The sequence below is a fragment of the Allokutzneria multivorans genome, assembly GCF_039537405.1.
Lineage (GTDB): Bacteria > Actinomycetota > Actinomycetes > Mycobacteriales > Pseudonocardiaceae > Allokutzneria > Allokutzneria multivorans.
The window spans coordinates 730,376-742,222 of sequence record NZ_BAABAL010000018.1; the positions used below are offsets into that span (position 1 = coordinate 730,376).

Below are 11,847 nucleotides of genomic sequence, written 5' to 3' on the forward strand. Positions count from 1 at the left end.
ATCGGCACAAGCGGGCTCCGGCAACTGCCTGAGCGAACGCACCGTCCATAATGGGGGGTCGTCACTTCTCGTGGAAGGAGCCCCGTGAACGCCCAGGTGGAAACGTTCGAGTTCCAGGCCGAGGTGCGCCAGCTGCTCCAGCTGGTGATCCACTCGATCTATTCGAACAAGGACGCGTTCCTGCGGGAACTGGTCTCCAACGCCTCCGACGCGCTGGACAAGCTGCGGCTGGAGTCGTTCAGGGACAAGGACCTCGCCGTGGACACCGAGGACCTGCACATCGCGGTCGACCTCGATGCCGAAGCGCGCACGCTGACCGTGCGGGACAACGGCATCGGCATGTCGCGCGATGAGGTCGTGCAGCTCATCGGCACCATCGCCAAGTCCGGCACGGCCGAGTTCCTCAAGCAGTTGAAGGAAGCCAAGGACGCCGCGGGCGCGCAGGAGCTGATCGGTCAGTTCGGCGTCGGCTTCTACGCGAGCTTCATGGTGGCCGACCAGGTCACGCTGGTGACCCGCCGCGCTGGCGAGGACACCGGGACGAAGTGGGAGTCCGGCGGCGCCGGCACCTACACGATCGAGGCCGTCGCGGACGCCCCGCAGGGCACGTCGGTGACGCTGCACCTCAAGCCCGCCGACGCCGACGAGCAGACCGCCGACTACACCTCGCCGTGGAAGGTCCGCGAGATCGTCAAGCGGTACTCCGACTTCATCACCTGGCCGATCCGCATGGTCAAGCAGGGCCAGGTCGAGGAGGGCGCCGCGCCCGAGGTCGAGACCGTCAACTCCATGAAGGCGCTCTGGGCGCGCCCGAAGGAGGAGACGACCGAGGCCGAGCTCACCGAGTTCTACAAGCACATCGCGCACGACTGGGCCGAGCCGCTGGAGACGATCCGGCTGCGCGCGGAGGGCACCTTCGAGTACCAGGCGCTGCTGTTCATCCCCTCGCACGCGCCGCTGGACCTGTTCATGCGCGACGGCAAGCGCGGTATCCAGCTCTACGTCAAGCGCGTGTTCATCATGGACGACTGCGAGTCGCTGATCCCGGAGTACCTGCGCTTCGTCAAGGGTGTCGTTGACGCGCAGGACCTCTCGCTCAACGTCTCCCGCGAGACCTTGCAGCAGGACCGCCAGATCCAGCTGATCCGCAAGCGCCTGGTGAAGAAGATCCTCGCCACGGTGAAGGACCTCCAGGCGGGCGATGCCGACAAGTACGCCAAGTTCTGGGGCGAGTTCGGCAAGGCGGTCAAGGAGGGCCTGGTCGCCGACCCGGACAACCGCGACGCCGTCCTGGAGATCTGCTCCTTCGAGTCCACTGTGTCCGTCGGAGACACAGACACAGCGAAGCAGACCACGCTGCGCGAGTACGTGGAGCGGATGAAGGACGGGCAGCAGGACATCTACTTCATGACCGGCGACTCGCGCTCGGTCATCGAGAACTCCCCGCACCTGGAAGCCTTCCAGGCCAAGGGGTACGAGGTCCTGGTGCTCACCGACCCGATCGACGAGATGTGGGTCGACGCGGTCACCGAGTTCGACGGCAAGCCGCTGAAGTCCATCGCCAAGGGCGAGGTCGAGCTGGACGCCGACTCCGGCACCGACCGCGAGGAGCAGGCCAAGGACTTCGCCGGGCTGCTGGGCTGGATGACCGAGCACCTCGGCGAGAGCGTCAAGGAGGTGCGCCTGTCCAACAGGCTCACCACCTCCCCGGCGTGCGTGGTCGGCGACACCCACGACCTCGCGCCGAACCTGGAGAAGATGTACCGCGCGATGGGTCACGAGGTGCCCAAGGTCAAGCGCATCCTGGAGCTCAACCCCGGGCACCCGCTGGTGACCGGCCTGCGCAAGGCGCACGAGGAGCGCCCCGAGGAGGCCGGGCTGGCGGAGACCGCCGAGCTGCTGCTGGGCATGGCCGTGCTGGCCGAGGGCGGCGACCTCGCCGACCCGACGAAGTTCATCCGCGTGCTCGCAGACCGCTTGGAGCGGACGCTCTAGCGGATGGCTGCGGCCGCGTCTCGGGTGAGGCGCGGCCGCAGCACGGCCAGCGCGGCGACGACGGGGAAGATCGTCAGCCACAGGTTCGGCGCCCACCACATCACGTCGAACTCGCAGCGCAGTGACCAGAACACGAGGGCGTTGAGCCCAGCGGCGTGGGTGAGCGCCAGCGAGAGCAGGGTCAGCTGCTCCGCGCCCGGCGCCCCGGTTCTCAAGCACCACAAGGCCATCAGGCCCAGGACGCTGGCGAACACGTCCAGCACGAGGAACGACCAGTTCCAGTCGACCAGCACGCGCTCCGGGTACGGCGGGATGAGCTGGACCGCCGTCGCGAGCCAGTAGGCCAGGAACCCGACGTCGGTGGCCAGCATCGAGCGTTTGATCCAAGGGTCAGGCATGTCCGGCTCCGTTGAGCGAGAGCAGGACGACTCCGGTGATGATCAGCACGATGCCGACGATGGCGGCCGGGGTCAGGGTTTCCTTGAAGGCGACGGCGGCGATCACCGCGACGGCCGCCGTGCCGACGCCGGACCAGATCGCGTAGACGACGCCGACGTTGAGCGAGCGCAGCGACACGGTCATCAGCGCGAACGCCGCCGCGTAGCCGAGAACGACCACGATCATCGGCAGCAGGCGGAACTCGCGGGAGACCACGCGCAGGGTGAGCGTCGCGACGGTCTCCAGCGCCACGGCGGACGCGAGGGCGATCCAGGCGATCACGAGTCCTCCCGGTCGATCAGCTCCGACAGCAGCGCGAAGACCTGGGGGTGCAGGTCCGGTCCTGGCGGGGCGAGCCCGACCAGCCGCGACAGCCACCAGCCGTCGACGGCCATGCGCACGAGCGTGGCGACGGCCGGGTCGATGCCGTCCTCCTCCAGCCGCTCCTGCCAGCGCGCGTACATGGCGCGCAACGGTTCCAGCGCGCTCGGCTCGACCAGCGTCGCGGCGAACAGCGCGGACACCAGGCGGTCGGAGTCGGAGTCGCCGCTGGGGCTCCACTCCCGGCCGATCGTGGCGGTCAGGTAGGCGCGGGTGACGGCGCGCGGCTGGCCGGGCGTGGCCTCCATCGCGATGTCGAACTCGGCGACCACCCGTTGCACCATTGCTTCGACCAGGGCGTTCTTGCTGCGGAAGTGGTAGAGCAGGCCGCCCTTGCTCACGCCGGCGCGCTCGGCGACGGCGTCCAGGGTCAGGTGCTGGGCGCCGTCGCGGACCACGATGTCGGACGCGGCGTCCAGCAGCCGGGTGCGGGTCTCGGTCATGCCAAAGACTGTACCGTCTGGACGGTACAGTTGGTCCCTCGTTCGGGGAGCCGACGTGTTCCCGGCTCCGGCCCGGGTAACCGCAGCCTTGACCGTTCCCGGCAGAGAAGGAGAGTCCCGTGGGCCTCGGCGACAAGCTCAACGAGCTCAAGGACAAGGCGCTGGACCAGCTCGGCAAGCACGGCGACAAGGCCGAGCAGGGCGTGGACAAGGCTTCGGAGTTCGCCAACGAGAAGACCGGCGGCAAGCACGCCGAGCACGTGCAGAAGGGTGGCGACGCTCTCAAGGAGCAGATCCGCAATCGCCAGACCTGAGCACCGCCGCGTCGCTACGCTGCGGAAGTGATCTTCGAGAACGGCGAGCTGGTCATTCCGCGACTGCTGGACTGGGTGCGCGCACGGCCCGACATCCGGGCCGTGCTGCGCACCGGGTCACGGGCTCGGGGCGAGGCCGACCAGTGGTCCGACCACGACATCGAGCTGTACAGCACCGATCCCGAGCCCTACCGCGACAGCGACTGGCTGGACGGCCTCGGCCCCGTGCTCGCCGGGGTCGGCCTGGACGGCCCGTGGGACAACCCCGCGCGCCTGGTGATCTTCGAGGGCGGCGCGAAGGTCGACTTCCAGGTCGTGCCCGTCGCGCGGCTGCACGAGCTGACCGACGAGTTGGACGACCTGCACGAACGCGGCTACGAGGTCCTGCTCGACCTCGACGGCACCGCCGCGCGCCTGCCCGCCGCCTCCGGTGCGCCCGAGAACGAACTGCCCGACGAGCGGGAGTTCCGCGAGCACTGCGAGGAGTTCTGGTTCGAGCTGGGCCACATCCCCCGCTACGTCGCTCGCGGTGAGCTGTGGGTGGCGAAGCTACGTGACGCGGGCACCAAGGAACTGCTGCTGACCATGATCGAGTGGCATGCGCTGAGCCACTTCGGCCTCGATCACGACGTCTGGCACAACGGCGTCCGCATGCGCGAGTGGGCCGCGCCCGGTGTGTGGGACCGCGTGGACGCGCTGTTCTCCGGCTTCGTCCCGGAGGACGTTCTGCGTGCCGCCTCCGCGACCGGCGCGCTCTTCACCGAGCTGGCCCGCGATGTCGCACGCCGCAACGGTTTCACCTACCCCGAGGCCGCTGAGCAGGCTTTCTGATCACGTGAGCGGAAGCGTGCCGCTTTGGCCTGGTTCCCGCACGTCTTCCTGCCGCACCACCACCGGCGGCCACGGGGAGGCGTCGAGACCGCCGAGCGGCACGGCTCGCGCTGTTCCTCGGCATGACCGTCCCGATCGGCCTGCTCCCGCAACCGCCGGGTTCACCAGTCTTCAAGACCCACGAACCCCCGCCCCAACGGTCTTCAACGACAGCAAACCCTCACCGCGCGGGCGCCCTGGCAACGGGCCTCATCTCAACCACTCAGCAGGCCGCGTCAGGTTTGCAGGTCTTCAAGACCACCCAACCCCCGCCCCAGCCGTCTCCAACGACAGCAAACCCCCCGCAAGACCGCGGGGTTTGCGGCGGTTAACGATGATCAACCAAGGGGTTTGGTGGTCTTGAAGACACCCCAACCCAGCGGCGTTAGGGCCTAGTCCTTGCGGCCGGTGACGGCCAGGCCGATGCCGAGTCCGACCATGGTCAGCCCGGCCGCGCCGCCCATCACGTCCAGCCTGCGCGAGGACCGGCCGAACCACGATCGCGCGGCGCCCGCGAGCACGCCCCACGCGCCGTCCAACGTCAGCGCGAGGACGGCGAAGATCGCGCCGAACACCAGCATCTGACCAGCGACGTTGCCGACCGGGTCGACGAACTGCGGCAGCACGGCGGCGAAGAACACGCCCGACTTCGGGTTGGTCACGGCGACCACGAAGCCCTCCACGAGCGTGCGGCGCCCGCTGATCGGGTTGCCCGCCCCGGCCTCGAAGGCGGCGCGCATCTCGCGGCGCTGCCGGAACGCCTTGACGCCCAGGTAGACGAGGTAGGCCGCACCCACGAGCTTGACAACGGTGAACAGCACGGCCGAGGTCTGGATGATCGCGCCGAGCCCGGCGGCCACGGTGGCGGCCAGGACGAAGCTGCCGATGGCGCCGCCGAGCACGGTCAGCAGGGCGGCGGTGCGGCCGTAGGCGATGGCGCGGCTGATCACGAAGAGCACCGAGGGGCCGGGAATGATGACCACCACGAACGCGGCGAGGGTGAAGGCGAGCACGTGATCCATGCTCGAACACTAAGCGCCACAACGGCTGCGGCGAAGCGATCGGCCCGGCTTCCCGAATCGTGGACACGCTGGACTCCGCCCTGTTCCCGCTCGGGTTCGCCGGTCTTCAAGACCCACCAACCCCCGCCCCAGCGGTCTTCAACGGCGGCACACCATCGGGCCACGGCTGGGTAGGGGACGGTTGACGATGATCGAAACGGGGGTTCGGTGGTCTTGAAGACGCTCAAACCTCGGCGGAGCAGCCGCGAGGGCGCGTCCTAGGATTCGCGGCGATGAGCCCGACCCCTGGCAGCCACCCCGTGCGCTTCGGCACGGCCGAGCTGCTCAACGACCTCGACCGGCCCGACGGCTGGCTGCTCTCCGTCGGCGGGGTCGCCCAGTCCTACGTCGACCTCGACGATCCGACGCACCTGGAGTTCGACTACGTGCGCCGGATCGGCGACGTGATCGACTGCCTCGGCGAACCCGAAGCGCCCCTGGACGCCGTGCACATCGGCGGGGCGGGATGCACGCTGCCCCGCTACGTCGCGGCGACGCGGCCCGGCTCGCGGCAGCTCGTCGTGGAGGCCGACGGCGACCTGGTCGAGCTGGTGTGGTCGCAGTTCCGCCTGCACGAGGTCGACGGCCTGAGCCTGCGCGCGGGCGACGGTCGCGCGGAGCTGTCCGCGCAGGCCGACGACTCGGCCGACCTCGTCGTGCTGGACGCCTTCGAGCGCGACGCCGTGCCGTCCGCTCTGTCCACAGTGGAGTTCTTCGCGGAGGTGGCGCGGGTGCTGCGCCCCGATGGCAGCCTCGTCGCGAACATCTTCGACGGCCCCGGCCTGGAGTTCACCAAGCGCGTGTCCGCGACGCTGCTCACCGCCTTCGAGCACGTGCTGCTGCTCGCCGAGCCACGCGTGCTGCGCGGACGCCGCTTCGACAACGTCGTGCTCATGGCCTCGGCCGAGCCGCTGCCGGTGCAGACCCTCACCCGCCGCGCGGCCTCAGCCGTCTTCCCCGCCCGATGCGTGGCCCCCGAGGCCGTACAACGCTTGTGCGCCAAGGCAACCCCCATCACCGACGCGGCACCCATGACCGCCCCCACGCTGCCCAGGAACCGCCCAACCCTTTTCAGCTGACCCCCACTCCCGCTTGCACCCCACCGCCCCGCAACACCGAATCGGCCCTGATCGGCGGAAACCCCTTTCACACAAAGGTTTCCGCCGAACCGGCGCAACATTGCGACATTCGGCGAAGCGTGCACACGGCTGAGGAAGTCATCAGTCGACCGGTGGACATCGGCCCGCCCACGCGGAAATAACGTGAAGGGGCACTGTTCACCACGAGGGGGAAACACATGTCTACGAAGAGTTCACTGGCACGGCGCATGGGGAACGTCGCCAAGGTGCTCGCGGTCGGGGGCGCACTCGCCAGCACCTTGTTCGCGGCCGTTCCGGCGCAGGCTTCCGAGGAGGCGAGCCTGCCGACCCGCACCGTCACGAAGTACTACGGCGACGGCAAGGTCACCACCAGCACGGAACCCGACTACGCCAAGGCGAAGAGCGCAGCGCTCCAGGCCAAGGCCGCGTTCTCGTGCCCCGTCGACTTTCTCTGCATGTACCAGCACGAGAACGGCGGTGGCGCGGCCTTCATCCTGGAGGACCCGGGCAGCGGTCGCAACGGGCACGACGACTTCTCCAAGGTCCGCTGCGATTCGTGCGGTGGCTCGTTCAACGACCAGATGTCGTCGTTCGTCAACAAGACCAGCAAGACCTGGTACTGGTACTTCGACAAGGACGGATACGGCGAGCAGCACAACATGAACTGGACTGACAAGCCGTTCAACCTGGTTCCTCGTGAGCACGACAAGGCGTCGTCGGTTTACTCCTGGCGCTAATTCGCCGTACATCCCCGCTCCGCGCTCACGGGTGCGGAGCGGGGCCTCAGCGTTCCTGCGCCGAGGGGCGCAGCAGCAGCTCGGACACGGCGGCGCGCTTGGGTCGGGTGACGAGGTAGGCGACGGCGTCGGCGACGTCCTGGGGCTGGAGCCATTCGAACTCGGCCTTGCTGGCGTCGGTCAGCTCCGTGTCCACCGCGCCCGGCTCGACCAGGCCCACGCGCACGCGGCCGACCAGCTCCTTGCGGATGGAGTCGCTGAACGCGCCGACCGCGTGCTTCGTCGCCGCGTAGACGCTGTAGCCCGGTGCGGTGACCCGCCCGGCCACCGAGCTGACGGTGACCACGTCGGCGATCCCGCGCGGGCCCTCGGCGGCGGCGACCAGGTGCGGCAGCGCCGCGTGGGTGCAGGCGAGCACCGCGAGCAGGTTGATCTCCACGGTCTGCCGCCAGCGGTCGAGGTCGGCGTCCAGCGCGTGCTCGACGAAACCGATCCCGGCGTTGTTGACCAGGATGTCCAGCCGCCCGCTCACCTTCACCGCCTCGGCCACCGCACCCGTCGCCTGGTCGCGGTCGGTGAGGTCGGCGGGCACGGCGAAGGCCCGCCCGCCCTTGCCCTCGATCTCGGCGACCACCCGCGCCAGCCGCTCGCGGCGCCGGGCGACGACCACCACCGTCGCGCCGCGCTGGGCCAGGTCGTGGGCGACGGCCTCGCCGATGCCGCTGGAGGCGCCGGTGACCAGCGCGACGGTTCCGGACAGCTCCTTGATGCTCACCCTGCGACGGTGTCACGGAAAGACGTTGCGCCACAAGCGGTGTAGGTTCGCCGGATGACTGGCAAGCGCGCCGAGAACCGCAGGCGCAACACCGACGCACTCGTGAGCGCGGCGCGCGGGCTGTTCACCGAGCACGGCTACGAGGCCGTCGGCATCGAGGCGATCGCCGAGGAAGCGGGCCTGACCACCGGGGCGATCTACTCGATCTTCGGCGCGAAGCACGGGCTGCTGCTGGCCGTGCTGGACGAGGTCTTCGACCAGCTCGGCGCGGCGGTGCGGCCGTTGGAGCGCGACTCCGAGCTGAGCGCCGAGGAGGTGCTGGAGGGCTACGCCACGGCCTACCGGGGCATCGTGTCCTCGCTGGACGGGCAGCGCGTGCTCCGGCTCGAACTGGAGGCGCTCGCGCTGACCCTGCGCGACGAGCGGATGCGGGAGCGCGTCACCGAACGCGACCTGACCCGTTCGGAGGACGTCGTTCACCTGCTGGCCAAGCGCCGCACGGACTCCGGAGTGCTCGACGAGGAACGGGCGCGGCGGATGGCGGTGGCGCTCACCGCGCTCATGCGAGGGCTGGCCCAGCAGCACGTTCTCAAACCCGGCTCGGTCGAGGAGCGCGTGTGGACCTCCTCGGCGCGGGCGCTCGCTCAGGCATTTTGCTGAGACGTTCTCATGTTTCTACGCATACCCGCAGGTCGGAGCGTTCACTAGCGTCTGCCCTCCATGATGCCTGAGGGGGCTTTCGTGACTTTCACCCGAATGATGGTGGCCATCACCGCGACAACGGCGCTGTTCGCCGTTCCCGGCACCGCCGAAGCCGGGGCGTGCGCCTGGAAACCCACCGCCCTTCCGCTGCCCGCCGGAGCCGTCCAGGCCGAAGCCTCAGCGGCGGACGGACTCGGCGGCTACGTCGGCACGGCCGAGTTCGCCAACAACGAACAGCACGTCGTGCGCTGGACGGGCTCGTCGATCACCGACTACGGCCGCGTTCCCGGGTCCTTCCCGAACGGCCTGTACGCACGCGATGTCAACCGTGCCGGAGTCGTGGTCGGCAGCGCCACCCAACTGGTCTCGTGGGTGGCTTTCCGATCAACCGGCACCACGCTCGCCAAGCTGCCGCTGCCCGCCGGAGCCGGTTCCAGCCGCGCGAACGCGGTCAACGAGCGCGGTGACGCCGTCGGCTGGGCGGTGCTGCCCGACCGCACGCGCAGGGCCCTGCTGTGGCCCGCCGACCGCCCCGACACGGTGGTCGTGCTGGACGGCCTGCCCACCGGCTTCGTCGAGGCGGTCGACATCGACGATGACGGCACCGTCCTGGTCCGCTCCTCCGACGACCAGTTCAACTCCACCTCCTACAAGTGGCGTGACGGCGTCGCGACCGCGCTGCGCAAGCCGTCCGGGGCGAAGAGCACCATCGCGACGGGGATCGCGGCGGGCAGGGTCTCCGGCACCTTCGTCTACCAGGACGACAGCAGGCGCGCCGGTCTGTGGGACGCGGCGGGCACCCCGCAGGCGCTACCGCAGGGCAACCGCGCGGAAAGCCTCAACCGCGCCGGGCTCGTCGTCGGCGTGATCGACGCGGGAGCCGTACCGATCCTGTGGCGCGGCACCACCGTCGAGTCAGTCGTGCGCACCGCTGAGCAGCTGTACCTGGGCAAGGCAGGCGACGACGGCACCGTTGCGGGCTACTACTCGCACTCGCCCAACAACCGCCACTCCCCCGTCGTGCTCCGCTGCTCCTGACCAGTCACGACCGCAACCCTGTCGCGGCCAAGTGGAAGCGCGGACAGGGGTCGGTGAAGGTCGGCGGCAGTGCACAGGCGTCGGTGACGATGTCGTGCACCGAAGTCAGGGGCGCGATGCGCGCGGCCTCGGCGCGGCCGAGGGCGGAGTGATCGGCGAGCGCGACGACTCGGCGGGCGTGGTGGACGAGCGTGCGGATGAGGCTGGCCTGCTCGGGGTCAGCGGCGCTGAGGCCGTCGTGGTCGACGCCGTCGACGGACACCACCGCGATGTCGATCGGCCGAGCGCGGAGCGCGGCTTCGGCCGCCTCGCCGACACAGCCCTGCGCGGGGTCGCGGACGGCTCCGCCGGTGAGCACGACCTTCGCGCCGCCTCGGATCGCGAGGACCGGGGTGAGCGCGGTGGTGACGAGCGTGAGGCCACGGCGCCGTGCCAGGAGCGCGCGAACGGCGGCGGTCGCGGCTCCGCCGGTCGTCGCCACGGTCACGCGGCCGGGCGGCACCAGCACGGCGGCGCGTTCGGCCAGGCGGTGTCGCGCAGCAACGCCATGAATGGTCGAGACACCCATTCGACCATTCATAGCGTTGCGCGGCTCGCAAAGGTACAAACCATTGGCCTCGTCCGAACAGGCGACGCTAGGCTGGCCCGGTGACCGTGCTCGCGCGCCGATTTACCGGCCCCCTGACCCCGAACGGGCGTCGTGGGGCCGGCGCCGCCGTGCCGCGCTGACGGAGCCCTTCGCAGGAGCCCGCGGGTCAGGGGGAGTCGCCCACCCGCTCACTCCTTCCCGGAAGGGGCCTTCGTGCTCACCCCAGAACAGCTCGCCCGCGATCTCGCCGTTCGCGATCTCACTGATCCCGCAACGGGTTCGCACGCCGTCCAGCTCATCCTGAACGACCTCGTCGACACGCTCGCACGGCTGTGGGGCTGCGAAGTCCGTTGGTGCAGAAGCGATCGCGTGGTCAGTATCGCCGACAACTACGACAACCTCGGCTACGACTCCGCGGCGGTGACCCGCGACGCGCGCTACACCCGTTACGTGGACGCGAATCGCATGCTGCGCAGTCATTCCAGCGCGATGGTCCCGGCAGCACTGCGCGCACTCGCCGCCGATCCCGTCGACGACGTGCTGGTGGTGTGCCCGGGGATCGTCTACCGCCGCGATTCGATCGACCGCCTGCACACCGGGACACCGCACCAGCTCGACCTGTGGCGGATCAGCCGGAAACCGTTGGGGCCGCTGGAGGACATGATCGTTGCCGTGGTCGGCGGCGCCGAACACCGCGTCGAGCCGCGCGTCCATCCGTACACAGTGGACGGTCTCCAGGTGGACCTCCGCCACGGCGGCGAGTGGGTGGAGATCGGCGAATGCGGGCTCGCGCACCCCGAAGTCCTGGCGCGAGCCGGACTGGACGCGTCGTGGAGCGGGCTGGCGATGGGACTCGGCCTCGACCGAATCCTCATGCTGCGCAAAGGAATCCCGGACATCCGCATCCTGCGCTCCGACGATCCGCAGCTGCTGGACCTGCTCCCCTACCGCCCGGTCTCCGCGATGCCGTCGATCACCCGGGACCTCTCCGTCGCGGTGGAGGACGACGACCTCGTCGAGGATCTGGGCGACCGGGTGCGCGACGCGGTGGGCGACGACTGCGTGGAGTCGGTGGAGATCGTGTCCGAGACGCCCTGCGCGGAGCTGCCGCCACGGGCGCGGGAAAGGCTCGGAGCACGGGAGGATCAGAAGAATCTTCTCGTCCGAATCGTGCTGCGGCGACTGGATCGCACGCTCTCCGACGCTGAGGCGAACGAGCTCCGGGACCGGGTCTACGCGGCAGTGCACAGAGGCAGCGCGCACCAGTGGGCCTTGGGCCGGAGATCCTAGGCTCCCCTCCGGCCCGCGCCGCGCCGGGACACGGCCACGGTAACCGGTTCGAGTGAGCAACTCTGCGTGACGATCGGAATGGGGTGATGCTGGCCTTCCGCGTACCCTGACGAC

15 protein-coding genes are annotated in these 11,847 nt (G+C 69.7%); 8 read left to right on the forward strand and 7 right to left on the reverse strand.

Going from position 1 to position 11,847, the window contains the following annotated elements:
* The first annotated feature begins 84 nt into the window (after positions 1–84).
* On the forward strand, positions 85–1,995 hold the full coding sequence (gene htpG / locus ABD798_RS27415; protein WP_344880674.1) for a molecular chaperone HtpG: 1,911 nt from the start codon (positions 85–87) through the stop codon (positions 1,993–1,995).
* Here htpG and ABD798_RS27420 read toward each other — a convergent pair.
* From ABD798_RS27420 to ABD798_RS27430, 3 genes are read right to left on the reverse strand one after another with little or no spacing between them, the layout of a single operon-like run.
* Positions 1,992–2,393: a DUF5360 family protein gene (locus ABD798_RS27420; protein WP_344880677.1), complete on the reverse strand. Its 402-nt coding sequence runs from the start codon at positions 2,391–2,393 to the stop codon at positions 1,992–1,994. The genes htpG and ABD798_RS27420 overlap by 4 nt on opposite strands.
* Complete coding sequence (locus ABD798_RS27425; protein ID WP_344880680.1) at positions 2,386–2,715, reverse strand: DMT family transporter; 330 nt, start codon at positions 2,713–2,715, stop codon at positions 2,386–2,388. Before ABD798_RS27425 ends, ABD798_RS27420 begins: the two co-directional genes overlap by 8 nt.
* Positions 2,712–3,257, reverse strand: a complete 546-nt coding sequence (locus ABD798_RS27430; protein ID WP_344880683.1) for a TetR/AcrR family transcriptional regulator — start codon at positions 3,255–3,257, stop codon at positions 2,712–2,714. The genes ABD798_RS27425 and ABD798_RS27430 overlap by 4 nt, the downstream gene beginning before the upstream one ends.
* 119 nt (positions 3,258–3,376) lie before the next feature.
* On the opposite strand from ABD798_RS27430, the gene ABD798_RS27435 reads away from it, so the two are divergent.
* Together ABD798_RS27435 and ABD798_RS27440 are read left to right on the forward strand one after the other, a co-directional pair.
* Complete coding sequence (locus ABD798_RS27435) at positions 3,377–3,571, forward strand: antitoxin (RefSeq protein WP_344880687.1); 195 nt, start codon at positions 3,377–3,379, stop codon at positions 3,569–3,571.
* Positions 3,572–3,598: 27 nt separating this feature from the next.
* Positions 3,599–4,402 (forward strand): aminoglycoside 6-adenylyltransferase, encoded by an 804-nt coding sequence (locus ABD798_RS27440; RefSeq protein ID WP_344880690.1) that lies wholly within the window; start codon positions 3,599–3,601, stop codon positions 4,400–4,402.
* Here the strand turns inward: ABD798_RS27440 and ABD798_RS37265 are convergent.
* Entirely contained in the window at positions 4,372–4,554 is a 183-nt protein-coding gene (locus ABD798_RS37265) for a CGNR zinc finger domain-containing protein (RefSeq protein WP_425549271.1), read from the reverse strand. The two genes, ABD798_RS27440 and ABD798_RS37265, sit on opposite strands and share 31 nt — an antisense overlap.
* A 279-nt stretch (positions 4,555–4,833) precedes the next feature.
* The gene (locus ABD798_RS27445; protein WP_344880693.1) at positions 4,834–5,463 is read right to left on the reverse strand and encodes a LysE family translocator; all 630 of its coding nucleotides are present in this window, start codon (positions 5,461–5,463) and stop codon (positions 4,834–4,836) included.
* A 272-nt stretch (positions 5,464–5,735) separates the two neighbouring features.
* Between ABD798_RS27445 and ABD798_RS27450 the strand changes: the two genes are divergently transcribed.
* Together ABD798_RS27450 and ABD798_RS27455 are read left to right on the forward strand one after the other, a co-directional pair.
* Positions 5,736–6,581: a spermidine synthase gene (locus tag ABD798_RS27450; RefSeq protein WP_344880696.1), complete on the forward strand. Its 846-nt coding sequence runs from the start codon at positions 5,736–5,738 to the stop codon at positions 6,579–6,581.
* 218 nt (positions 6,582–6,799) lie between these two features.
* Positions 6,800–7,339, forward strand: coding sequence for a peptidase inhibitor family I36 protein (locus ABD798_RS27455; RefSeq protein WP_344880699.1), 540 nt, complete (start codon positions 6,800–6,802; stop codon positions 7,337–7,339).
* A gap of 46 nt (positions 7,340–7,385) precedes the next feature.
* On the opposite strand, the gene ABD798_RS27460 is transcribed toward ABD798_RS27455, so the two are convergent.
* On the reverse strand, positions 7,386–8,114 hold the full coding sequence (locus tag ABD798_RS27460) for an SDR family oxidoreductase (RefSeq protein WP_344880701.1): 729 nt from the start codon (positions 8,112–8,114) through the stop codon (positions 7,386–7,388).
* Between the two features lie 54 nt (positions 8,115–8,168).
* Here ABD798_RS27460 and ABD798_RS27465 point away from each other — a divergent pair, with 54 nt between their 5' ends.
* Entirely contained in the window at positions 8,169–8,774 is a 606-nt protein-coding gene (locus tag ABD798_RS27465; RefSeq protein WP_344880704.1) for a TetR/AcrR family transcriptional regulator, read from the forward strand.
* An 81-nt stretch (positions 8,775–8,855) separates the two neighbouring features.
* A complete protein-coding gene (locus ABD798_RS27470) occupies positions 8,856–9,854 on the forward strand; it encodes a hypothetical protein (RefSeq protein ID WP_344880706.1) in 999 nt (332 codons plus the stop codon).
* Between the two features lie 4 nt (positions 9,855–9,858).
* Here the strand turns inward: ABD798_RS27470 and ABD798_RS27475 are convergent, their stop codons facing one another.
* Complete coding sequence (locus ABD798_RS27475; protein ID WP_344880709.1) at positions 9,859–10,422, reverse strand: DeoR/GlpR family DNA-binding transcription regulator; 564 nt, start codon at positions 10,420–10,422, stop codon at positions 9,859–9,861.
* A 234-nt stretch (positions 10,423–10,656) separates the two neighbouring features.
* Between ABD798_RS27475 and srmL the strand changes: the two genes are divergently transcribed.
* Entirely contained in the window at positions 10,657–11,733 is a 1,077-nt protein-coding gene (srmL, locus tag ABD798_RS27480; protein ID WP_344880712.1) for a PheS-related mystery ligase SrmL, read from the forward strand.
* Positions 11,734–11,847: the final 114 nt, after the last annotated feature.